Source organism: Albidovulum sp. (genome assembly GCF_041919395.1).
Lineage (GTDB): Bacteria > Pseudomonadota > Alphaproteobacteria > Rhodobacterales > Rhodobacteraceae > Albidovulum.
In genome coordinates this window covers 1-25,802 of record NZ_JAYRTX010000046.1, presented here as the reverse complement: position 1 = coordinate 25,802, position 25,802 = coordinate 1, and the positions used below count along the sequence as shown (strand labels likewise).

Here is a 25,802-nt window from a genome sequence, read left to right as displayed (position 1 = left end):
CACGGAGCCTGCAACCACGGAGCCTGCAACCACGGAGCCTGCAACCACGGCGCCCGAAAGCACCGCGCCAGATGCGCCTGCGGCCGAGGCCCCGGCCGAAGAACCCCCGGCGCAGCCCGCCTCGGAAGCCAGCGATGCGGACGCCGGCGCGACGGGTGACGTCGGCACCGATGCCACAACGGAGCCGCAGCCCGAGCTTCCGGTCCAGCCCGACGCGGCGACCGGGGAGGCACCTGTCGCGGCCGCCGCCGAAGCCGGGGCCGACGCGCAGCCGCCTGCCGATGCACAGGTGACCGAAGAGCTGGTGACCGAAGAGACCGCACGCTCCTCGGACGAGGATTTCGCCAATCCGGTGAACCAGCCCGCCGCCACGCAGCCTGCTGCGGCCGCCCCGGCGGCGGGCTCGGACGACGACGGGCTCTCCGGCGGCGAGAAGGCCGTCCTCCTCGGTCTTGGTGCGCTCGCGGTCGGCGCGATCCTGTCGAACAACCGGCGGGTGCAGCTGAATTCGGGCGACCGGGTGGTGCTCGAACGCCCCGACGGGTCCTACCAGATCATCAAGGACGACAACGCGCTCTTGCGCCGGCCCGGCTCCACCGTCCGCACCGAGCGGTTCGCCGATGGCTCGACGCGGACCATCGTCACGCGCGCCGACGGATCGCAGATCGTGACGATCCGCGATGCCGAGTACCGCGTTCTGCGCCGCGCCCATGTCGCGCCGGACGGGACGCAGACGCTGCTCGTCGATGACACGGTCGCGTATCTGCCCGTCGACGTGACGCGCCTGCCGCCGCCCGCCCCCGCGATCGAGATCGACCCCTACGCCGACGAGGCGGCGTTGCGCGCTGCGCTGTCCCGCCGGGCGGACTTCGACCGGGCCTTCTCGCTCGCCCAGGTCCGCGACATCGAGGAGGTCCGCGCGCTGGTGCCCGTCATCGACCTGACGGCGATCACCTTCGAGACCGGGTCGGCCGCGATCCGGCCCGATCAGGCGGAGGCGCTCGCGCGGCTCGGGAACCTGATGCGGAGCTACATCGACGCAAACCCGCGCGAGATGTTCCTCATCGAGGGTCACACGGATGCCGTCGGATCGGCTGCGTCGAACCTCGCCCTGTCGGACCGGCGGGCGGAATCGGTAGCGCTTGCCATGACCGAGTATTTCGACGTGCCGCCCGAGAATCTGGTGGTGCAGGGCTATGGCGAGGAATTCCTGAAGGTGCCGACCCAGGGACCCGAGCGCCAGAACCGTCGCGCCAGCGTCCGGCGGATCACCGATCTCCTGCGGCAGGCGGCCAACTGATCACCGCGCGGCGGCCGCGCCGTTCCCCTCGCGGCCCGACCATGGGGCGCCCTTGCGGGCGTCCCATCCATGTCCGAAGGCCCCCGGAGGTCTCCGACCTTCCGACCATTTCGCACTGGCGGCGCCCCCGGCACGGCTCCATAGTAGCGCCGGAGGATCGCCATGGACCGCGCCGCGCACGACCGCATTCCTGAAATCGCACTCGACTGGCACCGCGCGGGCAAGGGCGCGGCGCTTGCCACCGTGATCGAGACCTGGGGCTCCGCCCCGCGTCCGGTCGGAAGCCAGCTTGTCGTCTCGCGCGAGGGCGAGATGATGGGCTCCGTCTCCGGCGGCTGCGTCGAGGGTGCCGTGGTGGAGGAGGCGATTGCGGCGCTCTCCGACGGGCGCCCGCGCGTCCTGACCTTCGGGGTCAGCGATGACGAGGCCTTTGCCGTCGGGCTCGCCTGCGGCGGCACGATCCGCGTGCTGGTGGAGCCGGTGGGCGCCACCCTGCCGGAGGCGATTCTGGCCGAGCTCGTCGCCGCCCGCGCCGAGCGCCGACCGGTAGCCCATGTCGTCAACCTGACCGACTGGTCGCGCCGCCTCGCCGCGCCGGACGCTGTGTTCGCCCCTCGTTTCCGCGCTGACAAGTCCGGCATCGAGGGCGACGTCTTCATCGCCATCCATAACCCGCCCCTCAGGATGATCCTGGTCGGCGCCGTGCACATCGCCCAGCCCCTCGTCGCCATGGCGCGGACCTGCGGCTACGATCCGGTGATCGTGGACCCGCGGGAGGCCTTCGGCTCCGCCAGCCGGTTTCCCGGCGAGGACATAAGCCACGACTGGCCGGACGAGGCGCTGGCCGCGATCGGGCTCGATGCGCGAACAGCCGTCGTCACACTGACCCACGATCCCAAGCTCGACGATCCGGCGATCCGCGCGACGCTCGGCTCGGGCGCCTTCTACCTCGGCTGCCTCGGCTCGACCCGGACGCATGCGAAGCGGGTGGCGCGGCTGACCGAGACCGGGTTCACCGAGGCCGACATCGCCCGAATTCACGCCCCCGTGGGCCTGGACATCGGTGCGCAGTCGCCGGCCGAGATCGCGGTGGCGATCCTGGCCGAGATCACCCGCGTACTGAGGCGCGGGGAATGAGGTTCGGCCCGGTCTCGCCGGCCGAGGCGGAGGGCGCGGTGCTCGCGCACTCGCTGATGCTCGGAGGGCGCAAGCTGCCCAAGGGCCGCATCCTCGGCACGGACGAGGTGGCCGCGCTCCGCGCCGCCGGGGTGGCCGCGGTCACGGTCGCGCGACTCGACCCGGGCGACGTGGGCGAGGATGCGGCGGCCGTCCGGCTGGCGCGCGCTTTCGTGCCCGATCCTGCCGGCGCGCACCTCACCCTCTCCCCGCCCCATGCGGGGCGGGTGAACCTTCACGCAACCGGCCTGGGCATCCTCGGGATCGACACGGATGCGGTCCACGCCCTGAACCGGGTCGATCCGGCGCTGACGCTCGCGACGCTCCCGCCCTTTGCGCGGGTCACGCCGGGGATGATGGTCGCAACCGTCAAGGTGATCGCCTACGCGGTGGCGGGCGGCGCGCTGGAAGAGGCCTGTCGTGTCGCCGGGGACGCGGTGCGGGTGCATCCCGTCCTTCTGGCCTCGGCCGGGCTCATCCTGACGACGACGGGCGCGCCGAACGACGCCAAGCTCGCGCGGAAGGGCGAGGAGGCCGTGGCGGCGCGGCTTGCCGCGCTTGGCATGACGCTGGCCGAGGTCGTGGAGGTGCCGCACGAGGTGGAGGCGATCGCGGCAGCGCTCGGGCGGCTGACGGGCGACATGGCCCTGATCCTGACCTCGGCGGCGACATCGGACCTGCACGACACCGCGCCCGAGGGCCTGAGGGCGGCGGGCGGGACGGTGGCGCGCTTCGGTATGCCGGTCGATCCCGGCAACCTCCTCTTCCACGGCAGGCTCGGCGCCCGGCCGGTGATCGGGCTGCCGGGCTGTGCCCGATCCATCGCGCTCAACGGCGCGGACTGGGTGCTCGAGCGGCTCGCCTGCGGTCTCGACGTGTCTTCGGACGACATCTCGGCGATGGGCGTGGGCGGGCTCCTGAAGGAAATCCCGATCCGGCCCGAGCCGCGTGAAAGGGCGCGTGGCGCCGGGAAGTGACTTTACAGGCGCACGAAACAAGCGCGGAAAACACAGAAGCCGGGAGATGACAACCACGACCATCGTCACATAGCCTGATGCCGGGCGAATCCTTAGGCTCTGGCCCGCAGGCGAGGGGGACTATCATGCAACTCACCGACCATCGCGACATCGCGGCAAGCCCGGAGACAGTCTGGGCATCCATACTCGACCCCGAGGTCCTGAAGGCCTGCATCCCCGGCTGCGAGAGCCTGACCGGCTCGCCCGAGGCGGGCTACGAGGCCATCGTGGTGCAGAAGGTCGGCCCGGTGAAGGCGAAGTTCACCGGCGTGGTCACGCTCTCCGACATGGTGGCGGGGCAGTCGCTGACCATCACCGGCGAAGGCAAGGGCGGGCCCGCGGGTTTCGCCAAGGGCGGCGCTAAGGTGGCGCTCGCGCCCGAGGCGGAGGGGACGCGGCTCAGCTACGACGTCGAGGCGCATGTCGGCGGCAAGCTTGCCCAGCTCGGCAGCCGGATCATCGACGGCTTTGCCAAGAAGCTCGCCGACGAGTTCTTCGAACGCTTCAAGACCACCGTCGAAGGGCCTGCGGCGCCCGACGAGGTGCCCGGAGAGGCGTCCGGGGAGGAACCAGGGGACGCGCCTTCCCCGGAGGGCGGCGAGGCGGCACAGAAGAAGGGTTGGATCAAGCGCGTCTTCGGCGGCTGATCCGGTTGGATTCCACAGGGAGGTTGAGATGACAAAAGTCACAATGACCGTGAACGGCACGGCCGTTTCCGGCGAGGTGGAGGGGCGCACGCTGCTCGTGCAGTTCCTTCGGGAAGGGCTCGGCCTGACGGGGACGCATGTCGGCTGCGACACCTCGCAGTGCGGCGCCTGTGTCGTCCATGTCGACGGCAAGGCGGTGAAGAGCTGCACCGCCTTCGCGCTCGACCTCGAAGGCGCCAGCGTGCGCACGATCGAGGGCATGGCCAACGCCGACGGCACGCTCGGCACGCTCCAGCAGGCGTTCCAGGACCATCACGGGCTTCAGTGCGGCTTCTGCACGCCGGGCATGGTGATGACCTCGGCCGCGCTTCTGGCCGAGAACCCGAAGCCGACGGAAGCGGAGGTGCGCGACTACCTCGAAGGCAACATCTGCCGGTGCACCGGCTATCACAACATCGTCAAGGCGGTCCTCGCCGCGTCCGGGCAGGACGTGTCGGCCGTCGCCGCCGAATGAGGGAGGGGAGAGATGCCTAAGGATCATGGGATCGGCGCCAGCATGAAGCGGCGCGAAGACATCCGCTTCCTCACCGGGCGCGGCCAGTATACCGACGATGTCAGCCTGCACGGCCAGACCCATGCGGTGATGGTGCGCTCCACCGTCGCCCACGGGCGGATCAGGTCCATCGACACTTCGGCCGCCGCGGCGATGCCGGGCGTGCTCGCCGTCTTTACCGGCGAGGACTTCAAGGACATGGGCGGCAACCCCGCCGGCTGGCTTATCAACAGCCGCGACGGCACGCCGATGCGCGAGCCGAAGCGCCCCGTACTGGCCCATGGCAAGGTCCGCCATGTCGGGGATGCCTATGCCGCCGTCGTGGCGGAGACCTACCAGCAGGCCCGGGACGCCGCCGAGCAGCTTGCCGCCGATGCCGAGATCGAGGAACTGCCGGCGATCGTCGACATGGTCGCGGCTGTCGCCGACAGCTCCAACCGCGTCCATGACGAAATCCCCGACAACCTTTGCTTCGACTGGGGCTGGATCGAGGACAACCGTGCCAAGGTGGACGCGGTCTTCAAGTCCGCGCCGCATGTCACCACGCTGGAACTCGTCAACAACCGGCTCATCCCGAACGCGATGGAGCCGCGCGCCTCGATCGGCGAGTATTTCCCCGGCACCGGCGACTACAAGCTGACGACGACGAGCCAGAACCCGCACCTGCACCGGCTCTTGATCGCCGCCTTCGTCATGGGCATCCCGGAGAACAAGCTGACCGTCGTCGCGCCCGACGTGGGCGGCGGCTTCGGGTCGAAGATCTATCACTACGGCGAGGAGGCCGTGGTGCTTGCCGCCGCGAAGAAGCTTGGCCGCCCGGTGCGCTGGACCGCCGAACGGTCGGAAAGCTTCCTCTCCGACGCCCACGGCCGCGACCATGTGACGAAGATCGAGATGGCCGCGACGAAGGAAGGCGAGATCCTCGCCATCCGGACCGAAACTCTCGCCAACGTGGGCGCGTATCTCTCGAACTTCTCGACGGCTACGCCCACCTTCCTGCATGGCACGCTGATGGCCGGTCCCTACAAGGTGCCGAACGTCTACGTGAACGTGAAGACGGTCTTCACCAATACCGTGCCCGTGGACGCCTACCGCGGCGCCGGGAGGCCCGAGGCGACCTACAGCCTTGAGCGGACCATCGACAAGATGTGCCGCGAGCTCCACCTCGACCCGTTCGAGGTCAGGCGGAAGAACCTCATCACCCCGGAGATGTTCCCCTACACCACGCCCGTCGGGCTCGCCTACGATACCGGCAACTACGGCGCCACGCTCGACAAGGCGATGGAGATCGGCGACGTGGCCGGCTTCGAGAAGCGGCGCGCCGCTTCGGCGGCGAAGGGCAAGCTCAGGGGCATGGGGCTATCGACCTGGATCGAGGCCTGCGGCATCGCGCCCTCGCATCTCGTCGGTGTCCTCGGCAGCCGTGTCGGGCTTTATGACGCGGCGACGGTGCGGGTGAACGCGACCGGCAACATCAGCGTGATGACCGGCGCCCACAGCCACGGCCAGAGCCACGAGACGGTCTTCGCCCAGATCGTCGCCGAAAAGCTCGGCGTGCCGGAATCCTCGGTCGAGATCGTCCATGGCGACACCTCCAAGATCCCCTTCGGCATGGGCTCTTACGGCTCGCGCTCGCTCGCGGTCTGCGGTGTCGCGGTGACCAAGGCGATCGACAAGATCGTCGCCAAGGGCAAGAAGATCGCGGCCCACATGCTGGAGGCGGCGGAAGAGGATATCTCCTTCGCCGACGGCAAGTTCTCCGTCGCCGGCACGGACAAGGCCAAGACCTTTGGCGAAATCGCCTTCTCCGCCTACGTGCCGCACAACTACCCGCTGGAGACGCTCGAACCGGGGCTGGAGGAGACGGCCTTCTACGATCCGGCCAACTTCACATATCCCGCGGGCGCCTATATCTGCGAGGTCGAGGTCGACCCCGAGACCGGCAAGGTGGACATCTGCTCCTTCGCCTGCGCCGACGACTTCGGCAACATCATGAACCCGATGGTCGTCGACGGCCAGGTTCATGGCGGCGTAGGCCAGGGAATCGGCCAGGCGCTTCTGGAGAACACCGCCTACGACGAGAACGGCCAGCTTCTGACCGGATCCTACATGGACTATGCGATGCCGCGGGCCTCGGATGTGCCGTTCTACACGGTGGACTACTCCTGCCAGACGCCCTGCACCCACAACCCCCTGGGGGTGAAGGGCTGCGGCGAGGCCGGGGCCATCGGCTCGCCCCCGGCGGTCGTCAACGCCGTGATCGACGCGCTCCACCGCGGCGGTCACACCCATGTGACGCACATCGACATGCCGGTCTCGCCGTCGCGGGTCTGGTCGGCGATCAACGGCTGAGGGAGGATCTTCCATGCATAACTTCGAGTTCGTGAAACCCTCCACAATCGCCGAGGCCGTGAAGGCGCTGGCGCGCGAGGACGCGCAGGCGCTGGCAGGCGGGCACACGCTGATGCCGACGATGAAGCAGCGGCTCGCCGCGCCCGCCGTTCTGGTCAGTCTGACGGGCATCCCGGAGATGCGGGGCGTCTGCCGCAACGGCGACGCGCTCGAGATCGGGGCGGCGACGACGCATGCCGAAGTGGCCAGGGAGGCGGCGGCGGTCTATCCGGCTCTCGCCAGCCTTGCCGGCGGCATCGGCGACCCGGCGGTCCGCAACCGCGGCACCGTCGGCGGCAGCCTCGCCAACAACGACCCCGCCGCCTGTTACCCCGCGGCGGCGCTCGGCTCTGGCGCGACGATCGTCACCAACACGCGGGAGATCGCGGCGGACGATTTCTTCCAGGGCCTCTTCTCGACGGCGCTCGATGCGGGAGAGATCATCATCTCCGTCCGCTTCCCGATCCCCGAACGTGGCGGCTACGCCAAGTTCGAGCAGCCGGCCTCGCGCTTCGCGCTGACCGGCGCCTTCGTGGCGAAGTTCGGTTCGGGCGTCCGCGTCGCGATCACCGGCGCGGGGGAGGACGGCGTGTTCCGCTGGTCCGAGGCCGAGAAGGCGCTGTCCGCGACCTATGCGGCCGGGGCGCTGGCCAGCCTTACGGTCTCGCCGGACGGGCTGATGGGCGATCTGCACGGAACGCCGGCCTATCGCGCCAACCTCGTGAAGGTGATGACAGCGCGCGCCGTCCGCGCTTCCTGATCCCCGGCACAGCCGACCGGACGCCCCCGCATCGCGGGGGCGTCTGCTTTTTCAGGGGGCGGGAGAGGGCGCAGGAAAACCCCGGCCGTCCAGCTTTCTGTTGCGCAGCGGGCGTATTGGTTATAATATTTTACCAATTTGGAGGATTTCGCATGGACATGCCCCTGCCCGATGCCACGATCCTGTCCCGGCGCGCGGAAATCGTGGCGCGGTTGCGAAATGTCCTGCCGGCGGACGCGGTGATCGACGATCCGGTGGAGACGCGGGCCTACGAATGCGATGGCCTCGCGGCCTACCGCTGCCCGCCCCTCGCTGTCGTCCTGCCACGCTCGACCGCCGAGGTCGCGGCGGCGCTGCAGGTCTGCCACGCGCTCGGTGTGCCGGTCGTGCCGCGCGGGTCGGGCACCTCGCTCTCGGGCGGCGCGCTGCCTACGGCCGACAGCGTGATCCTCGGGCTGGCGCGGATGAACCGGGTGCTGGAGGTCTCCTACGACGACCGCTTCATCCGGGTCGAGGCGGGGCGTACCAACCTTTCCGTCACCGGCGCGGTCGAGGCCGAGGGGTTCTTCTACGCGCCGGACCCCTCCTCGCAACTCGCCTGTGCAATCGCCGGCAACGTGGCGATGAACTCGGGCGGCGCGCATTGCCTGAAATATGGGGTGACGACGAACAACCTTCTCGGCGTCACGCTTGTCCAGATGGACGGGAGCGTCGTGGAACTTGGCGGCGCGCAGATGGATGCGGGCGGGCTCGACCTTCTCGGCGTCGTCTGCGGCTCCGAAGGGCAATTGGGCGTCGTGACGGAGGCGACGCTCCGCATCCTGCCGAAGCCCGAGGGCGCGCGGCCGGTGCTGATCGCTTTCGACGCGAACGAGGTGGCCGGCGCCTGCGTCGCCGACATCATCAAGGCCGGCGTCCTGCCGGTGGCGATCGAGTTCATGGACCGGCCCTGCATCCGCGCCTGCGAGGATTTCGCCCACGCCGGATACCCGGATTGCGAGGCGCTGCTGATCGTCGAGGTCGAGGGGGCGGACCCCGAGATCGACGAGCAACTTGGCCTCATCCGCCAGATCGCCGCGCGGCACCATCCCATCGAGTTCCGCGAAAGCGCGTCCGAGGAGGAGGCGAAGAAGATCTGGCTCGGCCGCAAGTCGGCCTTCGGCGCCATGGGGCAGATCAACGACTACATGTGCCTCGACGGGACGATCCCGGTCTCGGCGCTGCCTGAGGTGCTGCGGCGCATCGGCGAGATGAGCCGCGCTGTCGGGCTCGACGTGGCGAACGTGTTCCACGCCGGCGACGGCAACATGCATCCCCTGATCCTCTTCGACGCCAACAAGCCGGGCGATCTGGAGAAATGCGAGACGCTCGGGGCCGAGATCCTCAAGCTCTGCGTCGAGGTCGGCGGCTGCCTGACGGGCGAGCATGGCGTGGGGATCGAGAAGCGCGACCTGATGGGCGTGCAGTATTCCGGTGCGGACATGGAAGCGCAGATGCGGGTGAAGGACGTCTTCGATCCGGCCTGGCTGCTCAACCCCGCAAAGGTGTTTCCGCTCGCGGCAAGTGCGGCGCGGCGCGGCGGATGAGAGGACGGAAGCGGGGGTTTTGCACCCCCGCACCCCCGCAGGGTATTTCGGCCAAGGTGAAGGCAAGGACGTGAGCATTTCGTCGGAAGAGGAACTGGCCGCGGTGATCCGGGGCACGACGGTGCCCTTCAGGATCAAGGGCGGCGGGACGCGGGACGTCGGGCGGCCGGGAGCGGGCGAGGCGCTCGACGTCTCGGGCATCGCCGGGATCCGGCTCTATGAGCCGGGCGCGCTGACGCTGGTTGCGGCGGCGGGCACGCCCCTCGCCGAGGTCGAGGCGGTGCTGGCGGCCGAGGGCCAGCGGCTCGCCTTCGAGCCCGCCGACTGGCGCGGGCTTCTCGGCACCGCCGGCGAGCCGACGCTGGGGGGGATGGTCGCGGCCAATGTTTCCGGACCCCGCCGGGTTCAGGCGGGCGCCTGCCGCGACGCGCTTCTGGGCGTGCGGTTCGTGGACGGGACCGGCACGGTGGTGAAGAACGGCGGGCGGGTAATGAAGAACGTCACCGGCTATGACCTCGTGAAACTGATGGCCGGATCCTGGGGCACGCTCGGGGTGCTGACCGAGGTGAGCCTGAAGGTGCTGCCAGCGCCCGAGGCCGCGGCGGTGCTGGTGCTGGACGGGCTCGACGAAGCCCGGGCGGTCCGGGCGATGACGGCCGCGCTCGGCTCGCCCTTCGACGTGACCGGGGCGGCGCACGGGGACATGGGCACGGTGGTGCGGATCGAAGGTTTCGCGCAGTCCGTCGCCTACCGGGCCGAACGCCTTGCGTCCCTTCTGGCAACCGTCGGCCCCGTGCGGGTGGAACGCGACGCGCGGTCCGCCGCCGCGCTCTGGTGCGCGGTGCGCGACGTCGCGCCGTTCCACGAGGTTCCGGGCGATGTCTGGCGGCTTTCCGTCCGGCCTTCGGAGGCGACGGCACTGGTGGCCCGGGCGTGGCAGGTGGCGGGCGCGCGGGGTGCGCTTTACGACTGGGGCGGCGGGCTCGTCTGGCTCCTCTTGCCGGAGGGCGAGGACCTGCGCGCGCGGCTCGGCCCCTTCAACGGCCATGCGACACTGTTCCGGGCGGACGCGGCGACGCGGACGCGCATCGCGGCCTTCCCGCCGGAGCCGGCGCCGGTGGCCGCGCTGGCAGCCGGCATCCGGGCGAAGTTCGACCCGAGGGGCATTCTCAATCCGGGGCTGATGGGCTGATGCAGACGACCTTTACCGAAGAGCAACTGCGCGACCCCGGCATCCAGCGCGCCAACGAGATCCTCAGGTCTTGCGTCCATTGCGGTTTCTGCACCGCGACCTGCCCGACGTATCAGGTTCTTGGCGACGAACTCGACAGCCCGCGCGGCCGCATCTACCTGATCAAGGAGATGCTGGAGAGCGGCCGGGCGGCCGACGAAAGGACCGTGCGGCACATCGACCGCTGCCTCTCCTGCCTTGCCTGCATGACGACCTGCCCCTCGGGCGTGCACTACATGCACCTCGTCGACCATGCCCGTGCGCATATCGAGAAGACCTACCGCCGGCCCGTCCGCGACAGGGCGCTCAGGTGGATATTGGCAAGGGTGATCCCCAACCCGACGCTCTTCCGGCTCTCGCTCCTCGGCGCGAAGATGGCGCGGCCGCTGGCGCGCTTCCTGCCCGATGCGCGGCTCCGCGCGATGGTTGCGATGGCGCCGAAGCAGGTGCCGCCCGTCAGCCGCAACGACGACCCGCAGGTCTTTGCGGCGACCGGTACCCGACGGATGCGCGTCGCGCTGATGACGGGCTGCGCGCAGAAGGCGCTCAACACCGACATCAACGACGCGTCCATCCGGCTCTTGCGCCGTCTCGGCTGCGAGGTGGTGGTGGCGCAGGGCGCGGGCTGCTGCGGCGCGCTCACCCATCACATGGGGCGCGAGGCCGAGGCGCATCGCTCGGCCGCGGCCAATATCGGCGCCTGGATCGCCGAGAAGCGGTCAGGGGGGCTCGATGCCATCGTCATCAACACCTCCGGCTGTGGTACGACGGTGAAGGACTATGGCCACATGTTCCGCACCACCGCGATGGCCGCCGAGGCGGCTGAGGTCGCGGCGCTCGCCTGCGACGTGACGGAACTTCTCGTGCGGCTCGAACCGGCGGCGCAGGCGCCGGAGCGCCTGCGCGTGGCCTACCACGCGGCCTGCTCGCTGCAGCACGGGCAGAAGGTGACCGGGGCGCCAAAGACGCTCCTGAAGAGCGCCGGCTTCGAGGTGGTGGAGCCCGCCGACAGCCATCTCTGCTGTGGCTCGGCGGGAACCTACAACCTCCTTCAGCCGGAGATTTCGGCCGAACTCAAGCGGCGCAAGGTCGCGACGCTGGAAGCTCGGGCCCCCGACGTCATCGCAGCCGGCAACATCGGCTGCATGATGCAGATCGGCTCGGGCACCGGGATACCGGTGGTCCATACGGTCGAACTGCTCGACTGGGCGACGGGCGGCCCGAAGCCCCGGGCACTCGGCCCCGCCTGAGGTGCGGGGGCCCGAGGTTCGCGGCCTGGGCTTCGCGGCCGGACTGTTGCCGCGCCCGCCGCGCGGTCATATTCTTGCCTCAAGCGGCGGATAGGAACCGTCCGGACAGGCGGAGGCAGGGATGCGAACGGTTCTGGCGGCATTCGCCGCGCTGACAATCGGCGTGGCCGCCGAGGCCCAGGAAGGTGCGCATGACGCGGCCCTGACGGCACTGACGACGGCAGACGCCACCCGCGGCTGGGAGGCGGTGGGAAGGATCGACATCGGCTCATCGGCCTTCTGCACCGGCACGCTCATCGCCCCCGCGCTCGTCCTGACGGCGGCGCATTGCCTTTACGAACAGGCGACGGGGCGTCCCTTAGACCCGGCCGAGTTCCAGTTTCTTGCTGGCTGGCGCAACGGCCGCGCCGTGGCCTACCGTGGTGTCAGGCGCGCCGTGCCGCATCCCGAATATGTCTACGAAGGGCGCGACCGGATCGATCGCGTCGCCTATGACCTTGCGATCCTGGAGCTTGACCAGCCGATCCGGCTGCCCTCGGTCCTCCCCTTCGGTACCGGCCACGACCCGGTGCAGGGTGATACCGTGGGTGTCGTCTCCTACGCCTTCGACCGGGCGGAGGCGCCGGCGCTGCAGCCTGCCTGCGAGGTGCTCGGACGCCAGCCGGGAATCCTGGTCCTGACCTGTTCGGTCGATTTCGGCTCCTCCGGCGCGCCGATCTTCGCCATGGAGGGGGGCGAGCCCCGCATCGTCTCGGTCGTCTCCGCGAAGGCGGAGATGGACGGAAAGGCGGTCGCGCTCGGCACCCAGATGGAAGGGCCGATCGGCGAACTGCGCGCGGCTTTCGCCCAGAGCGACACGCCCTTCGTGCGGGTCACGACCGGGGCAAGCGGCGGCGCCTTCGTGTCGTCGTCGAAAAGCTCGGCCAAGTTCGTGCGTCCCTGAGGCTGGAATGAACAGGCTTCTGACTGCCGTCCTTGCCGGCCTGTTGGCCCTGCCGGCCGCCGCCGAGGCACCGATGAAGCGACTTACGCTCCGGCAGGATCTTCTCGGATGGGAAGCGATCGGTCGGGTCGAGATCGACCGGCGCGGCTATTGCACCGGCGTGCTCATCGCGCCCGATCTGGTGCTGACGGCCGCACACTGCCTCTATGGCGGCGGCGAGGACTATGCCGCGCCGGACGGATTGCGGTTCCGCGCGGGCCTGCGCGACGGCGTGGCGCTGGCGGACTCCGGGGCCGCGCGCGCGGTTGTTCATCCGGCCTATTCACCGGGCGGCGACGCCGCCACCCATATCCGCTACGATGTTGGCCTGATCCAGCTGGCGCAGCCGGTCTCGCTCAGCACCGCCGCGCCATTTCAGGCGGTGCGCCTTGCCGACGAGGCGCAGGACCTGACGGTCGTGTCCTATGGCCAGGGGCGGGACGAGGCGCTGTCATGGGACGAGGACTGCACGATGCTCGGCCGCCAGCAGGGCCTCATCGCCTTTGATTGCGATGTCACCTTTGGCTCGTCCGGGGCGCCCGTCTTCCGTCGTACCGGGGGGCGGGCCGAGCTTGTCTCGCTCGTGTCGAGCGGCGTCATGGATGAGGGCCGGCGGCTCGCGTTCGGCATGGAGCTTCCGGCCGCCATCGCCGAGCTGAAGGCGGCATTGCGGCGCGGCAACGGGGTGGCTGCCACGGTGGCCGCCGGATCGGGTCAGGCCGCCGCGCGCGTTCTGCCGCCGACGACGGGCCTTGCCCGGACGGGGCCCAATGGGGCCAAGTTTCTCAAGCCGTGAGGCAGGGGTTGACACGTCGTCCGTCCGCACACATCTGAACCCTGCCGGGGTGCCGAATGAGGGCTCCGGAATTGGACTTGCCCGCATCTCGCGCAGGGATGGGGTTTCATCGCTCAAAGGAGGATGACACATGCGCACGTTTGACATGTCGCCGCTTTACCGCGCGACCGTCGGCTTCGATCGTATCGCCGACATGATGGACAGGGTGCTTGCGGCCGACGTGGCCCAGCCCACCTATCCGCCCTACAACATCGAAAAGACCGACGAGAACGCCTATCGCATCTCGATCGCCGTTGCCGGATTCTCGGGCAACGAGCTCAGCGTCGAGGTGAAGGAAGGCTCGCTCGTTGTCTCTGCCCGCAAGGCCGAGGAGGAGTCCGCGAAGACCTACCTGCACCGCGGCATCGCCACCCGCGCGTTCGAGCGCCGGTTCGCGCTCGCCGACCATGTGAAGGTCACCGGTGCGACCCATGCGGACGGGATGCTGCACATCGACCTCGTCCGCGAGGTGCCCGAGGCGCTGAAGCCCCGCCGGATCGAGATCGCCCGGGGCGACACGGTCGAGGCCAGGGCGGTGGAGACGGTCGGGGCCTGAGCCCGAAGCGACGACAGAAGGGAGGGCGCGCCATCGGGCGCGCCCTTGTTCTTTTTCCGGGGCGTGAAGGTCCGCACGGCCGGCTCAAGTGACGTTCGTCAGCGCCGGTTTCTCGAGCTGCCAAGGCACGGGTCTCGGTCGCACGGCTCCGCCCCGCAAGGCGGTGTGCCGAACGGGGCGCCCAAGGTACGGGAGAGGGGCGAAGGCGGGTTTCCGCCCGCACGCCCTGTCGGGACGGAAAACCGACGCCTGTCCGAAGGCGGCGTGACGCCAATCCGACCCAAGGTTATGGCATAACCGGGCTGCGTGCCCTAAATCGAAGCCATGATGCTGAAACGTCTGATCCTCGCCCCCGCCCTTGCCGCGCTGATGGCGCTCCCGGCCCAGGCCGAGAAGCTGTCCCTTGACGCGATTTCCAGCTATATCAACGGTTTGAAGACCGCCGAGGCCGAGTTCCGCCAGATCAATGCCGACGGCAGCACCTCCAGCGGCCGGGTGCTGATCGAGCGCCCCGGGCGGATGCGGTTCGAATACGCCCCGCCCGACCTCACCCTGGTCCTCGCCTCGGCCGGTCAGGTAGCAATTTTCGACGGAAAATCAAATACTTCCGCCGAGCAGTATCCGCTGTCCAAGACGCCCCTGAACCTCATCCTTGCCCCGAAGGTGGACCTTTCCCGGGCGAAGATGGTCGTCGGCCACAGCGAACAGAATGGCGTCACCGTCGTGACCGCCCAGGACCCCCAGCACCCCGAACTCGGCACTCTCCAGCTGGCGTTCTCCGCCAACCCGGTCACGCTGAAACAGTGGACCGTGACCGATGAGGCCGGCGGCCAGACGACGGTGGTCCTCGGCCCGCTGACCACGGGCAAGCGCTATCCGATGGACACCTTCTCCATCAACGCGCAGATCGGCAAGAACGCGAAGCGCGAGAAGTAGTTGGACTAGAGCTTCCCGCAGGCCGCAAGCTGCATCTGGTACTTCTCCGACCGCTGGCCGACCTCTGAGGCCACGCGAAGGAGCCAGGCTTTCTGGTTGTGGCTGCCCCGGGCATACCCGCCATGGCCCTCGTGGTAGGCGAGGTATTGTCTGCCGGCGTCCCACTTCGAGATGCCGAGCTTCTTCTCCGTCCGGTCCATGTACCAGCCGATGAAATCGGTCGCGTCCTCGATCTTGTTCCGCCGTGCACCGAAGCTGCGCGTGTCCGCGACGTAGTCGTCCCACGTCCCATCCAGCGCCTGCGAGTAGCCATAGGCCGAACTGCGCCGCCCCGCCGGGATGAAACCCAGCGCATACTTCCGCGGCGTCTTCGCGTTTCCGACGAACTTGCTTTCCTGGTAGATGGTCGCCATCTGCACGAAAACTGGCACTCCCCACCTGCGCTCGGCCGTCTGCATCGCCGCCAGATAATGCGGTCGCTCGTCCACGATGTCGCAGGCGTTGTCCAGGTTGCGAGGCGCGGAGTACTGCCCGCCACCACAGGACACGAGTAGCAACAGAATACCCAGTCGCAGAAACCTGCCCATACTGCCTCGCTCGATCCGCTCGTTTTTTCTGGCATTTTACGGCAAATCGCGGGCAGAGGAAATCACAAAGCGGGCAGGGAAGCCGCGTCGCGTCGCCACCCCTGCCCCGGGCGTCACCCGCGCCTCACCCGCGCCAGTGTCGCCCAGCTGCAACGGCGCGGCATGACTGTCGGGGCGAAGTCCACAGACTGTTTCCGTGCGAATCGGACTGAGACATGGACACGGGCTGGCCGTAGGCGTTAATTATTTTCCCAGAGAGGGTGCAACAAAGATGCTCAAGACGCACGCCAAGTATCATCTCGGGCAGGTGGTTCGGCATCGCACGCACCCCTTCCGTGGCGTCGTCTTCGACGTGGACGCCATCTTTTCCAACACGGACGAGTGGTATGCCGCGATCCCCGAGGAAAGCCGGCCGAAGAAGGAGCAGCCCTTCTACCACCTCCTGGCCGAAAACGCGGACAACTACTACGTGGCCTACGTCTCGGAGCAGAACCTCGTCGCGGACAATTCCGGCGAGCCGGTGGATCACCCGGATCTGCATGATCTCTTCGGGGATTTCGAGGACGGCCGCTATCCCCTCCATTTCCACCTGAACTGAACGCCGGCGGTCAGTAGCCGAGCGCGCACCCGTCCTTGCGCGGGTCCGAGGCGCCGATCAGAATCCCGCGCGCCGCGTCGATCCGGATCGCCTGCCCGCCACCGAGCGGACCATCGGGCGCGACGACGTCATGTCCCATTGCGGCAAGCCTCGCCCGCGTCGCCTCCGGATAGCCGCGCTCGACCTTCAGCACACCGGCCTCCGCCATGGCCCGCGGGGAGTCGAGCGCTTCCTGCGGGTCCATGCCGAAATCGAGGAGGTTTGAGGTGACATGGGCATGCCCCATCGGCTGAAAGGAACCGCCCATGACGCCGAACGGCATGACGACCTTGCCGCCATGCGCGAGCATCCCCGGGATGATCGTGTGCATGGGCCGCCTGCCGCCTGCCGCCTCGTTCGGATGCCCTTCGGCCAGTGTGAAGCCCGCGCCGCGGTTCTGGAAGAGGATGCCGAACTTCTCCGACGCGATGCCGGAACCGAAGCCCCAGTAGGTCGAATAGATCATCGAGACGGCCATTCGGTCGCGGTCCACCACGGTCAGATAGACGGTGTCGCGGTGGATCGCCTCCGTTCGCCGGGCCACCTGCGCCATGGCGCGTCGCGGGTCGATCAGCGCCGCGAGGCGGGCGGCGGTATCGTCGGAGAGCATGTGGGAGAGCCGGCTGGTATGCGCGGGGTCGGCGATGAACCGGTCGCGCGCGTCATAGGCGAGCTTGGCGGCTTCGGCCTCAAGATGCGCACGCTCGGGGCCCAAGGGATCAAGCCCCGCGATGTCGAAGTGCCCGAGGATCTTCAGAAGGAGGATCGCCGTCGCACCCTGGCCGTTTGGCGGATGCTCCATGAGGTCGTGGTCGCGGTAGCGGCCGGCGATAGGGTCGCCCCAGACGCAGGCGGTGGCGGCGAAATCTCCGAGCGTGTGTGTCCCGCCCGCAGCGGTCAGCGAGCGCACCATGTCCTCGGCCACCTCGCCCGCATAAAAGCCGTCGCGTCCCTGGTGCACGATGCGGCGCAGCACCTCGGCCTGCCCGGGCGCGCGGAAGATCTCGCCCGTGGTCAGCGGCCGGCCGTCCTTGAGGTAGAAGCCGCGCGCTGCGCCGGAAAGCCGCGGCCCGTCGTCGGCCCAGTCGAAGGCCACGCGCGGGGCGACGGGCACGCCCTCTTCGGCATAGCGGATCGCGGGGGCGAGGGCGGCGCCGAGACCGAGCCTCCCGTAGCGGTCGGACAGGGCGCAGAAGGCATCGACGGCGCCCGGCACCGTCACGGATTCGACGGTCTCGGTTCCGATGGCGGCCATGCCCCTGGCACGCAGGTCTGCGGCGGCGAGGCCCGCGGGCGCACGGCCGGAACCGTTCAGCGCCACGACCTCTTCGCTCCCCGCGGGCTTCAACAGAACGAAACAGTCGCCGCCGATGCCGCAGCTCTGAGGCTCCGCGATGCCCAGAAGCACGGCCCCGGCGATGGCCGCATCGGCAGCGTTGCCCCCCGCCTGCAGGATGTCGAGCGCGACCTTCGCCGCCAGAGGGTGTGACGTCGCGCACATGGCGTTCGTCGCGAAAACGGGCGATCGGCCGGGACGCTGGAAATCACGCATGGGAACCTCCTGTCCGGAGCGAGGCTAGCCCGGCCCGCACTGGAAGGGAATCGCCAAAGCGCCGCGCGGAACCCTTACGAGAGATGTTTCTGGGGGGGAAGACCTCGGCGCCGCGCAATGGGTGGGGGCTGTTGAACGCGGCGCCGAGGGAAGCCTTAAGCAGCTACAGGGGCAATCTGCCCGGTCAATCAGGCTTGTTTTTGAAGCATTTGCGGCATCATTGCGGCAGGCCCTGACCTAACGGCAACCCGGCCGGAATTCGAAGGTCAGGAGATTGCGATCGCCATCCCGGGTATAGGCGAGCGCTTCGGTCAGGGTGCAGACGAGCGCCCAGCCCCAGCCACCCTCCCCAAGATCGGCGCAGGCAACGTCGGTCGCAGGCATGGAGCGGCCCATTGCGGCAGGGCAGGGCATGGGATGGCCGCGGTCCTCGATCCGGCAGTGCAGCCGGCCATCGGCGTGGCAGAGGCTCAGATCGACCGGGCCTGCGCCGAGGCCGGCATAGGCATGTTCGACGATATTGTTCAGCACCTCCGCCAGGGTCAGCTCCAGCGCGCCGGCGTCGTCCGGCCCCATCCGGCGGGCGAACCGTGCCACCGCCGCCCTGAGGGCGTCGCGCACCGCGAAGGGCTCCGCCCGGAAGCAGCGCCGGAAGCAGTCCTCGCCCTTGCTGGGCCCGGCGCAGTTCTCGGGCGTGGTCCTCGGCATCACGGCCGCATCATTCGGCGGCGCGCGCATGTCGGGCGATCTCCGGCGCCTGCGCATGGATGCGAAAGACGCTGTCCATCCGGGTGAGCCGGAACACGCGCGCAACGTTCGGCGTCATCGCGGCAAGTTCCAGCGCGCGCGCGGGCGCGAGGAGCTTCATCGCCCCGACGATGGCGCCGAGGCCGGAACTGTCGACAAAGGTCACCTGCGAGAGGTCGAGGATCACCGGGCCTTCGCCGCCCGCCGTCAGTTCGCGCAGCCGGTCCTTGAAGTGGATGGCGACGGCTGCGTCGATCCGGTCTTCGTTCACGCGCAGGATCAGCCCGTCCGCGCCGGATTCCGAGATGAGGTTCATGCCTAGACCCTTCTTCAAGTCGCTGGCAGGCTGGACCATAATCCTTACCATTCGGTATGCCCGTGCCATGTCCGGGCCAGCGGGAGGGAAGAAATGGAAGAGGTCGTGATCGCGGGTGCCGCGCGGACCGCCATGGGCGGATTTCAGGGCGTTTTCGCCGGGGTCGACGCCGCCGTGCTCGGCGGCGTTGCGATTGCCGCCGCGCTGGCCGATGCCGCCGCCCGGCCCGATCAGGTCGAGGAACTTCTGATGGGTTGCGTACTGCCCGCAGGGCAGGGTCAGGCGCCGGCGCGGCAGGCGGGGTTCAGGTCAGGGTTGCCGCAGTCGGTCCCCGCCACCACGCTGAACAAGATGTGCGGCTCGGGCATGAAGGCGGCGATGGTCGGGTTCGACCAGATCGCGCTCGGGGCCGCCGGGATCGTTGTCGCCGGCGGGATGGAGAGCATGACCGGCGCGCCCTATCTTCTTCCGAAGATGCGCTCGGGTGCGCGGCTCGGCCACGCGCAGGCGATCGACCACATGTTCCTCGACGGGCTCGAGGACGCCTACGACAAGGGCCGCCTGATGGGCACCTTCGCCGAGGATTGCGCCGCGGCCTTCCAGTTCACCCGCGCCGAGCAGGATGCCTATGCGCTCGCCTCGCTGAGCCGCGCGCTCGAGGCGCAGGCAACGGGCGCCTTCGCGGGCGAGATCGCGCCGGTGGCCGTCGTCGGACGCGGCAGCGAAACAACCGTGACGGCCGACGAGCAGCCGGCCAACGCGCGGCCGGAGAAGATTCCGGCGCTGAAGCCCGCCTTCCGCAGGGATGGCACAGTGACCGCGGCGAACTCCTCCTCCATCTCGGATGGTGCCGCTGCACTCGTGCTCGCTTCCCGCGGCGCGGCCGCTGCGGCCGGGCTCAGGGTCCGCGCCCGCGTCCTCGGCCACGCGAGCCATGCCCAGGCGCCGGCCGACTTCCCCACCGCCCCGGTTCCCGCGGCGCGCAAGCTCCTCGGCCGGCTCGGATGGCGCACGGAGGACGTTGACCTCTGGGAGGTGAACGAGGCCTTTGCCGTCGTGCCGATGGCCTTCATGCGCGAAACCGGGGTTCCGCACGACAGGGTCAACGTGAACGGCGGCGCCTGCGCGCTCGGCCACCCGATCGGTGCCTCGGGCGCCCGGATCGTCGTGACGCTTCTCAACGCGCTGGAACGGCGGGGCCTGAGACGCGGCGTCGCCGCGATCTGCATCGGCGGCGGCGAGGGCACCGCCATCGCCATCGAACGCGTCTGATGTCTTCGCTGTTCAAATGCCCCGAGGCGTTGCCATCGGGAGTGCCATGGGGTCATGCGCCAATGGCGACGGGCGGCCCGGATGCCCCGGCTGCCGAAGGGAGGAAACACCATGCAGGCTGACTACGCCACGCTTGCCCGCACCATCGAAGGCCTGACCGAGGGAGAGACCGACGAGGTCGCGCTCATGGCAACGGTCGTGTGCGAATTGCACCATGCCGACGATCGCTTCGACTGGACGGGCTTCTACCGCGTCACCGAACCCGGCCTCCTGAAGATCGGCCCCTACCAGGGCGGCCACGGCTGCCTCGTCATCCCGTTCGAGCGGGGCGTCTGCGGCGCGGCCGCGCGCACCGGCGAGGTGCAGATCGTCCCCGATGTGGAGGCGTTCCCCGGCCACATCGCCTGCTCCTCCTCCACCCGGTCGGAAATCGTGCTGCCGGTCGTCGGGCGGGGCGGGCGGCTCATCGGCGTTCTCGACATCGACAGCAACCAGCCCGATGCCTTCACCGAACGCGACGCGCGCGAACTCACGGCGATCCTCGCCGCAACATTCGGCAGGCTCTGATGGCGGGCGGGGCCCGACACGGAAGCTGCCACTGCGGCGGCGTGACCTTCGCAGCCGAAGCCCCGCTCGGCGACGTCATCGCCTGCCATTGCAGCCAGTGCCGCCGGACCTCGGGCCATGTCTGGGCCGGGAGCATGGTCGCGCGCGCGCAGTTCCGTCTCCTCGCCGCCGCCCCGCTCCGCTGGTTCCGCTCCTCGCCCCGCGTCGATCGCGGCTTCTGCCAGGACTGCGGCGCATCGCTCTTCTGGCAGCCGGTCGACGGGGCCGAAATCTGCGTCGCGGCCGGCGCGCTCGATGCGCCCACCGGGCTGACGCTCGCCGAGCACTGGCACCGGGAGGATGCGGGGGACTACTACAGCCCCGAAGGTCCGCCCCCGCCACCCGCCGGCGCCCGCCCCGAAAGGCTTTCCTGTGCCTGCCTCTGCGGCGCCTGCGCCTTCGACCTTCCCGGTCCGGCGGGGGCGATCACAGCCTGCCACTGCACGCAATGCCGCAAGCTTTCCGGCCACTACTCGGCCTCCTTCGACGCGGACGAGAGCCGCCTCGTCTGGCGCCGCCGCGCCGCGCTGAAGGAATACGCGACACCGGGCGGGGGATGTCGCGGCTTCTGTTCGGACTGCGGGTCGAGCCTGTGGTTCCGCTCTGCGGCCGGCGAATTCTCGGTCGAGGCGGGCTCCGTCACGGGACCCACCGGCGGACGACTTGCGGAACACATCTTCGTCGCCTCCAGGGGCGACTACTACCGGATCGACGACGGGCTGCCGCAGTCGGGTCGCTGGTAGTCGCCCGCGCTTGCATTTCCCTTCCGCCCCCGCCACCGTCGCGCGAGGCACGGAGGACATGGGATGACGCGCGAAATCACGCTGCTTGACGGTGGCATGGGGCAGGAACTCGTCGCGAGGTCGGGCGACCGGCCGACGCCGCTCTGGGCGACGCAGGTGATGATGGACCATCCCGGCCTCGTCCGTGCCGTTCACGCCGACTACTTCGCCGCCGGCGCGACGGTGGCAACGACGAACACCTACGCGATTCACCACGACCGCCTCCTCAAGACAGGCATCGACGACCGCTTCGCGGCACTCCACGCCCAGGCGCTGGCCGAGGCGCGGGCGGCGCGCGACGCCCACGGATCGGGCCGGATTGCCGGCTCCCTCGGCCCCCTCGTCGCCTCCTACCGACCCGAGACCCATCCGCCCCATGCCGAGGCCGTAGCGAAATACGCCGAGATCGCGCGCCTGCTCGCCCCCGGTGTCGATTTTTTCCTCTGCGAGACCGTGGCCTCGCTGGCGCACGCGCGCGCCGTTCTCGAAGGTGCCGCAGCAGGCGGCAGGCCGGTCTGGCTCTCGGTCACTGTCGATGACGAGGATGGATCCCGCCTGCGGTCCGGCGAGAGGACTGCCGATCTTGGCGCCGTTGCCCGGGAGGGCGGGGCGGCGGCGGTGCTCGCCAACTGTTCCGCGCCCGAGGCGATGGAGGCGGCCCTGCACGTGTTTGCGGGCTTTGGCCTGCGCTACGGCGCCTATGCGAACGGCTTCACGCAGATCACCAAGGCGTTCCTGAAGGACAGTCCCACCGTCGACGCGCTTTCCGCCCGGCCGGAGATGACGCCGGCGCTCTACGCGGAATTCGCCACTCGCTGGGTGGCGATGGGCGCCAGCGTTGTCGGAGGTTGCTGCGAGACCGGGCCTGCGCATATCGCCGAGATCGCCCGTCGGCTTCGCACCGCGGGCTACCGGATCGTCTGAAGATCAGGCCGCGTGGGCACCTGCGGCGAGGCCCTTCACGAAGGCGAGAATTTCCGCGACGGGGCGCCTTTCCTCCACCAGTTTCACGATGGCCGTGCCGACGACCGCGCCATCGGCCACGGCGGCAATTGCCTTCGCGGTCTCGGGCGAACGGATCCCGAAGCCGACGATCACCGGCAGGTCCGTCGCGGCCTTGATCCGCGCGACCTCGGGCGCGACCTCGGCCGCCTGAGCGGCCGCCGCGCCGGTGATCCCGGTGATCGAGACGTAGTAGAGGAAGCCGGACGTGTTCTGCAGGACCTTCGGCAGGCGCTTGGCATCCGTGGTCGGCGTCGCCAGCCGGATGAAGTTCAGGCCCGCCTTGTTGGCCGGGATGCAAAGCTCTTCATCCTCCTCGGGCGGCAGGTCGACGACGATGAGGCCATCGACACCGACCGCCTTCGCGTCCGTGAGAAACCGGTCCACCCCGCGCGAATAGATGGGATTGTAGTAACCCATGAGAACGACCGGGGTCGCATCGTCGCCCTTGCGGAACTCGGCCACCATGTCGAGCGTCTTCTGCAGCGTCTGGCCGGCTTCCAGCGCGCGCTGGCCGGCAAGCTGGATCGTCGGGCCGTCGGCCATAGGGTCGGTGAAGGGGATGCCAAGCTCGATCACGTCGACGCCAGCGGCCGGCAGGCCCTTCATCAGCGAAAGCGAGGTCCCCACGTCCGGGTCTCCCGCCATTATGTAGGAGACGAAGGCCTTGCGCCCCTCGGCCTTCAGCGCGGCGAATTTCTTCTCGATCCGGGTCATGGGCCTCTCCTCGTGCGTCCCGCCGGTCTTGCAGAAAAGCCGGGGCGAAATCAATGGGCCTTCCCCTTCATCTTGCCTGAAATACCTTCGGGACAAAGCCCGAGCCGCCACCGGTTCGAGGGTGGGGTGAGCGAGAGGCCGGCAGCCCCTCGCCCCTTGACCCTGTGCGCCTGAACCCCATAGATGCGCCCGATCTCAAGGAGGGCGGAACATGGGTTTCAGGATGGGCATCGTCGGGCTGCCGAACGTGGGCAAGTCGACCCTTTTCAACGCCCTCACCCGCACCGCCGCGGCGCAGGCGGCGAACTTTCCCTTCTGCACCATCGAGCCGAACGTGGGCGACGTCGCGGTGCCCGACCCGCGTCTCGAAAAGCTTGCCGCCATCGCCGGGTCGAAGCAGATCATCCCGACGCGGATCACCTTCGTCGATATCGCGGGCCTTGTCCGCGGCGCATCGAAGGGCGAGGGCCTCGGCAACCAGTTCCTCGCCAATATCCGCGAGGTCGACGCCATCGCCCATGTGCTGCGCTGCTTCGAGGATGGCGACGTGACCCATGTCGAGGGGCGGATCGATCCCCTCGCCGATGCCGAGACGATCGAGACCGAACTGATGATCGCCGACATGGAGTCGATCGAGAAGCGCCTCGCCAATATCGCACGCAAGATAAAGGGCGGCGACAAGGAGGCCGTGGCGCAGGAGCGGTTGATGAAGTCTGCGCTCGCCGCGCTCGAAGCTGGCCGGCCGGCGCGCACGGTGACGGTGGCAGACGACGACGCAAAAGCCTGGGCGATGCTGCAGCTTCTGACCGCGAAGCCGGTCCTCTACGTCTGCAACGTCGAGGAAGCCTCGGCGGCGACCGGCAACTCCCTCTCGGCCAGGATCGCCGAGATGGCTGCGGCCGAGGGCGCGGCCTCGGTCGTGATCTCGGCGAAGATCGAGGAGGAACTGGCGCAGATGCCGGCAGAGGACGCGGCGATGTTCCTCGAGGAGATGGGGCTTGAGGAGGCGGGGCTCGACCGGCTGATCCGGGCGGGCTACGACCTTCTCGGGCTTCAGACCTACTTTACCGTCGGGCCGAAGGAAGCCCGCGCCTGGACGATCACCAAGGGCACCCTTGCCCCCCAGGCCGCCGGCGTCATCCACGGCGACTTCGAGCGCGGCTTCATCCGTGCCGAAACCATCGCCTACGACGACTATACCGCCTGCAACGGCGAGGCAGGCGCCCGCGACGCGGGCAAGTTTCGCGTCGAGGGCAAGACCTACGAGGTCAAGGACGGCGACGTGCTCCATTTCCTCTTCAACGCCTGATCGTCGTCCGCCCTGCTTCGGAACGCACCGCCGCTTCGGGCGGTACCCGGGGGCTGCTACCGGGGGCGACCGCCGCGCGCGCCGCGCGGGGAGAGCGCCTCTGCGGCAAGCCCGCCAGTGGACAAGCCCGAGGCATCCGGATAACCATTCCGTCATTTGCATATGGGCGGTTCCCGGCCCGCATTTTCGACCTCTCCGACCCGGAAGGAGACACCATGACGCAGCGCCGGATCCGCAGCATCGTCTTCAAGCTCCATGCCTGGCTCGGTCTGCATGTCTTCGCGGTGATGGCGCTTCTCTTTCTGACCGGCACGGTCCTAGTCTTCGTCTATCAGGTCGAGGCCGCGCTGGTCGGATCGGAACGGCTGCCCGTACCGCGCCCGATGGAGGAGCGGGCATCTTTCGGCACGCTCTACGAGACGACGCGCGCCTACGCGCCGGATGCTGTGGTCGTCGAGATCACGCGGTCGGAATCGCCCTGGATCGCCGACCGCGCCCGGATCTTCGTTCCGGGCGGCGGGTTCCGTTACCTCTGGTTCGGCGGCGAGGGCGAGACGGTGAGCCGCGAGGCCAGCACGACGGACCTTCAGCGTGTCGTTCACGACATCCACGCCTCGTTCCTGACCGGGCACATGGCGGGCGGCATCGCGGTCGGCCTCTTCTCGATCCTGCTCGGCGGATTCCTGATATCGGGGCTCGTCTCCTACCGCCGGTTCTGGCGCGGCTTCCTGCGGCTGCCCCCCCGCCATCTCGGCCCGCGCGCGTGGTGGGGCGGATTGCATCGCCTTCTCGCCCTGTGGCTGTCGCCCTTCCTTGCGATCATGAGTGTGACCGGCATCTTCTATCTGGTCACGACGCTGGGACTTCTGAACTTCCAGGGGCTTTCCGGCACCGACCTCGCCGAACGCGAAAGCCGCCTTCCCGCCGGGTTTGACGGAAACACCCTCGACCGCGCTGTGGAAGCGGCAGAGGCCGCCGCGCCCGGCGTGACCTTCTTTCTCATCCGCTTGCCGGGGGCGAAGAAGCAGGGAATCGAGTTCTATGGCAAGGACGATA

The 25,802-nt window shown here is 69.0% G+C and carries 26 protein-coding genes; 21 read left to right on the top strand and 5 right to left on the bottom strand.

What is annotated here, in order from left to right; genetic code table 11:
* The 14 genes from ACMUOO_RS09570 to ACMUOO_RS09505 form a co-directional block, all read left to right on the top strand.
* The coding region (locus ACMUOO_RS09570; protein ID WP_413855068.1) for an OmpA family protein at positions 1–1,300 on the top strand (1,300 nt) is incomplete at its 5' end.
* A gap of 162 nt (positions 1,301–1,462) precedes the next feature.
* The gene (locus ACMUOO_RS09565; RefSeq protein WP_301917615.1) at positions 1,463–2,437 is read left to right on the top strand and encodes an XdhC family protein; all 975 of its coding nucleotides are present in this window, start codon (positions 1,463–1,465) and stop codon (positions 2,435–2,437) included.
* Positions 2,434–3,453 carry a molybdopterin-binding protein gene (locus tag ACMUOO_RS09560; protein WP_301917614.1) on the top strand — a complete coding sequence of 340 codons (1,020 nt, stop codon included), beginning with the start codon at positions 2,434–2,436 and terminating at the stop codon, positions 3,451–3,453. Before ACMUOO_RS09565 ends, ACMUOO_RS09560 begins: the two co-directional genes overlap by 4 nt.
* Before the next feature lie 125 nt (positions 3,454–3,578).
* Positions 3,579–4,139 carry a CoxG family protein gene (locus ACMUOO_RS09555; protein WP_301917613.1) on the top strand — a complete coding sequence of 187 codons (561 nt, stop codon included), beginning with the start codon at positions 3,579–3,581 and terminating at the stop codon, positions 4,137–4,139.
* 28 nt (positions 4,140–4,167) lie between these two features.
* Positions 4,168–4,653, top strand: a complete 486-nt coding sequence (locus tag ACMUOO_RS09550) for a (2Fe-2S)-binding protein (protein WP_301917612.1) — start codon at positions 4,168–4,170, stop codon at positions 4,651–4,653.
* Positions 4,654–4,665: 12 nt separating this feature from the next.
* On the top strand, positions 4,666–7,044 hold the full coding sequence (locus ACMUOO_RS09545; RefSeq protein ID WP_301917611.1) for a xanthine dehydrogenase family protein molybdopterin-binding subunit: 2,379 nt from the start codon (positions 4,666–4,668) through the stop codon (positions 7,042–7,044).
* A 13-nt stretch (positions 7,045–7,057) separates the two neighbouring features.
* Positions 7,058–7,843 carry an FAD binding domain-containing protein gene (locus tag ACMUOO_RS09540; protein WP_301917610.1) on the top strand — a complete coding sequence of 262 codons (786 nt, stop codon included), beginning with the start codon at positions 7,058–7,060 and terminating at the stop codon, positions 7,841–7,843.
* Positions 7,844–7,995: 152 nt separating this feature from the next.
* A complete protein-coding gene (locus tag ACMUOO_RS09535; protein ID WP_301917609.1) occupies positions 7,996–9,429 on the top strand; it encodes an FAD-linked oxidase C-terminal domain-containing protein in 1,434 nt (477 codons plus the stop codon).
* Between the two features lie 70 nt (positions 9,430–9,499).
* Positions 9,500–10,621: an FAD-binding protein gene (locus ACMUOO_RS09530; protein ID WP_301917608.1), complete on the top strand. Its 1,122-nt coding sequence runs from the start codon at positions 9,500–9,502 to the stop codon at positions 10,619–10,621.
* A complete protein-coding gene (gene glcF / locus ACMUOO_RS09525; protein ID WP_301917607.1) occupies positions 10,621–11,910 on the top strand; it encodes a glycolate oxidase subunit GlcF in 1,290 nt (429 codons plus the stop codon). The genes ACMUOO_RS09530 and glcF overlap by 1 nt, the downstream gene beginning before the upstream one ends.
* A gap of 121 nt (positions 11,911–12,031) precedes the next feature.
* Positions 12,032–12,853 carry a trypsin-like serine peptidase gene (locus ACMUOO_RS09520; RefSeq protein ID WP_301917606.1) on the top strand — a complete coding sequence of 274 codons (822 nt, stop codon included), beginning with the start codon at positions 12,032–12,034 and terminating at the stop codon, positions 12,851–12,853.
* Between the two features lie 7 nt (positions 12,854–12,860).
* Positions 12,861–13,688: a trypsin-like serine peptidase gene (locus ACMUOO_RS09515; protein WP_301917605.1), complete on the top strand. Its 828-nt coding sequence runs from the start codon at positions 12,861–12,863 to the stop codon at positions 13,686–13,688.
* Positions 13,689–13,818: 130 nt separating this feature from the next.
* Positions 13,819–14,283, top strand: a complete 465-nt coding sequence (locus ACMUOO_RS09510) for an Hsp20 family protein (protein ID WP_301917604.1) — start codon at positions 13,819–13,821, stop codon at positions 14,281–14,283.
* 324 nt (positions 14,284–14,607) lie between these two features.
* Positions 14,608–15,219 carry a LolA family protein gene (locus ACMUOO_RS09505; protein ID WP_413855066.1) on the top strand — a complete coding sequence of 204 codons (612 nt, stop codon included), beginning with the start codon at positions 14,608–14,610 and terminating at the stop codon, positions 15,217–15,219.
* A 5-nt stretch (positions 15,220–15,224) separates the two neighbouring features.
* On the opposite strand, the gene ACMUOO_RS09500 is transcribed toward ACMUOO_RS09505, so the two are convergent.
* A complete protein-coding gene (locus ACMUOO_RS09500) occupies positions 15,225–15,806 on the bottom strand; it encodes a lytic transglycosylase (RefSeq protein WP_301920082.1) in 582 nt (193 codons plus the stop codon).
* 271 nt (positions 15,807–16,077) lie between these two features.
* Here ACMUOO_RS09500 and hspQ point away from each other — a divergent pair, with 271 nt between their 5' ends.
* The gene (hspQ, locus tag ACMUOO_RS09495; protein ID WP_301920081.1) at positions 16,078–16,404 is read left to right on the top strand and encodes a heat shock protein HspQ; all 327 of its coding nucleotides are present in this window, start codon (positions 16,078–16,080) and stop codon (positions 16,402–16,404) included.
* 10 nt (positions 16,405–16,414) lie between these two features.
* On the opposite strand, the gene ACMUOO_RS09490 is transcribed toward hspQ, so the two are convergent.
* The 3 genes from ACMUOO_RS09490 to ACMUOO_RS09480 form a co-directional block, all read right to left on the bottom strand.
* The gene (locus tag ACMUOO_RS09490; RefSeq protein WP_301920080.1) at positions 16,415–17,995 is read right to left on the bottom strand and encodes a gamma-glutamyltransferase family protein; all 1,581 of its coding nucleotides are present in this window, start codon (positions 17,993–17,995) and stop codon (positions 16,415–16,417) included.
* Positions 17,996–18,232: 237 nt separating this feature from the next.
* Positions 18,233–18,733 carry an ATP-binding protein gene (locus ACMUOO_RS09485; protein ID WP_413855064.1) on the bottom strand — a complete coding sequence of 167 codons (501 nt, stop codon included), beginning with the start codon at positions 18,731–18,733 and terminating at the stop codon, positions 18,233–18,235.
* Positions 18,714–19,058, bottom strand: coding sequence for an STAS domain-containing protein (locus ACMUOO_RS09480; protein ID WP_301920085.1), 345 nt, complete (start codon positions 19,056–19,058; stop codon positions 18,714–18,716). Before ACMUOO_RS09480 ends, ACMUOO_RS09485 begins: the two co-directional genes overlap by 20 nt.
* Positions 19,059–19,151: 93 nt before the next feature.
* On the opposite strand from ACMUOO_RS09480, the gene ACMUOO_RS09475 reads away from it, so the two are divergent.
* The 4 genes from ACMUOO_RS09475 (at position 19,152) to ACMUOO_RS09460 (ending at position 22,642) form a co-directional block, all read left to right on the top strand.
* A complete protein-coding gene (locus ACMUOO_RS09475; RefSeq protein WP_301920078.1) occupies positions 19,152–20,330 on the top strand; it encodes an acetyl-CoA C-acyltransferase in 1,179 nt (392 codons plus the stop codon).
* 111 nt (positions 20,331–20,441) lie between these two features.
* Positions 20,442–20,897 (top strand): GAF domain-containing protein, encoded by a 456-nt coding sequence (locus tag ACMUOO_RS09470; protein WP_301920077.1) that lies wholly within the window; start codon positions 20,442–20,444, stop codon positions 20,895–20,897.
* Positions 20,897–21,679, top strand: coding sequence for a GFA family protein (locus tag ACMUOO_RS09465; protein WP_413855062.1), 783 nt, complete (start codon positions 20,897–20,899; stop codon positions 21,677–21,679). The genes ACMUOO_RS09470 and ACMUOO_RS09465 overlap by 1 nt, the downstream gene beginning before the upstream one ends.
* A gap of 63 nt (positions 21,680–21,742) precedes the next feature.
* Positions 21,743–22,642 (top strand): homocysteine S-methyltransferase family protein, encoded by a 900-nt coding sequence (locus tag ACMUOO_RS09460; protein WP_301920075.1) that lies wholly within the window; start codon positions 21,743–21,745, stop codon positions 22,640–22,642.
* 3 nt (positions 22,643–22,645) lie between these two features.
* Here ACMUOO_RS09460 and trpA read toward each other — a convergent pair whose 3' ends face one another.
* Complete coding sequence (gene trpA, locus ACMUOO_RS09455) at positions 22,646–23,437, bottom strand: tryptophan synthase subunit alpha (protein WP_301920074.1); 792 nt, start codon at positions 23,435–23,437, stop codon at positions 22,646–22,648.
* Positions 23,438–23,648: 211 nt separating this feature from the next.
* Here trpA and ychF point away from each other — a divergent pair, with 211 nt between their 5' ends.
* Both ychF and ACMUOO_RS09445 read left to right on the top strand, forming a co-directional pair.
* The gene (ychF, locus tag ACMUOO_RS09450) at positions 23,649–24,746 is read left to right on the top strand and encodes a redox-regulated ATPase YchF (protein ID WP_301920073.1); all 1,098 of its coding nucleotides are present in this window, start codon (positions 23,649–23,651) and stop codon (positions 24,744–24,746) included.
* Positions 24,747–24,961: 215 nt separating this feature from the next.
* Positions 24,962–25,802: PepSY-associated TM helix domain-containing protein (locus tag ACMUOO_RS09445; RefSeq protein WP_413855061.1), on the top strand; the 841-nt coding region annotated here is incomplete at its 3' end.

Coding starts and splice junctions, on each gene's coding strand:
- ACMUOO_RS09565 (WP_301917615.1), top strand. CDS start 1,463: ATGGACCGCGCCGCGCACGACCGCATTCCTGAAATCGCACTCGACTGG.
- ACMUOO_RS09560 (WP_301917614.1), top strand. CDS start 2,434: ATGAGGTTCGGCCCGGTCTCGCCGGCCGAGGCGGAGGGCGCGGTGCTC.
- ACMUOO_RS09555 (WP_301917613.1), top strand. CDS start 3,579: ATGCAACTCACCGACCATCGCGACATCGCGGCAAGCCCGGAGACAGTC.
- ACMUOO_RS09550 (WP_301917612.1), top strand. CDS start 4,168: ATGACAAAAGTCACAATGACCGTGAACGGCACGGCCGTTTCCGGCGAG.
- ACMUOO_RS09545 (WP_301917611.1), top strand. CDS start 4,666: ATGCCTAAGGATCATGGGATCGGCGCCAGCATGAAGCGGCGCGAAGAC.
- ACMUOO_RS09540 (WP_301917610.1), top strand. CDS start 7,058: ATGCATAACTTCGAGTTCGTGAAACCCTCCACAATCGCCGAGGCCGTG.
- ACMUOO_RS09535 (WP_301917609.1), top strand. CDS start 7,996: ATGGACATGCCCCTGCCCGATGCCACGATCCTGTCCCGGCGCGCGGAA.
- glcF (WP_301917607.1), top strand. CDS start 10,621: ATGCAGACGACCTTTACCGAAGAGCAACTGCGCGACCCCGGCATCCAG.
- ACMUOO_RS09520 (WP_301917606.1), top strand. CDS start 12,032: ATGCGAACGGTTCTGGCGGCATTCGCCGCGCTGACAATCGGCGTGGCC.
- ACMUOO_RS09515 (WP_301917605.1), top strand. CDS start 12,861: ATGAACAGGCTTCTGACTGCCGTCCTTGCCGGCCTGTTGGCCCTGCCG.
- ACMUOO_RS09510 (WP_301917604.1), top strand. CDS start 13,819: ATGCGCACGTTTGACATGTCGCCGCTTTACCGCGCGACCGTCGGCTTC.
- ACMUOO_RS09505 (WP_413855066.1), top strand. CDS start 14,608: ATGATGCTGAAACGTCTGATCCTCGCCCCCGCCCTTGCCGCGCTGATG.
- ACMUOO_RS09500 (WP_301920082.1), bottom strand. CDS start 15,806: ATGGGCAGGTTTCTGCGACTGGGTATTCTGTTGCTACTCGTGTCCTGT.
- hspQ (WP_301920081.1), top strand. CDS start 16,078: ATGCTCAAGACGCACGCCAAGTATCATCTCGGGCAGGTGGTTCGGCAT.
- ACMUOO_RS09490 (WP_301920080.1), bottom strand. CDS start 17,995: ATGCGTGATTTCCAGCGTCCCGGCCGATCGCCCGTTTTCGCGACGAAC.
- ACMUOO_RS09485 (WP_413855064.1), bottom strand. CDS start 18,733: ATGCGCGCGCCGCCGAATGATGCGGCCGTGATGCCGAGGACCACGCCC.
- ACMUOO_RS09480 (WP_301920085.1), bottom strand. CDS start 19,058: ATGAACCTCATCTCGGAATCCGGCGCGGACGGGCTGATCCTGCGCGTG.
- ACMUOO_RS09475 (WP_301920078.1), top strand. CDS start 19,152: ATGGAAGAGGTCGTGATCGCGGGTGCCGCGCGGACCGCCATGGGCGGA.
- ACMUOO_RS09470 (WP_301920077.1), top strand. CDS start 20,442: ATGCAGGCTGACTACGCCACGCTTGCCCGCACCATCGAAGGCCTGACC.
- ACMUOO_RS09465 (WP_413855062.1), top strand. CDS start 20,897: ATGGCGGGCGGGGCCCGACACGGAAGCTGCCACTGCGGCGGCGTGACC.
- ACMUOO_RS09460 (WP_301920075.1), top strand. CDS start 21,743: ATGACGCGCGAAATCACGCTGCTTGACGGTGGCATGGGGCAGGAACTC.
- trpA (WP_301920074.1), bottom strand. CDS start 23,437: ATGACCCGGATCGAGAAGAAATTCGCCGCGCTGAAGGCCGAGGGGCGC.
- ychF (WP_301920073.1), top strand. CDS start 23,649: ATGGGTTTCAGGATGGGCATCGTCGGGCTGCCGAACGTGGGCAAGTCG.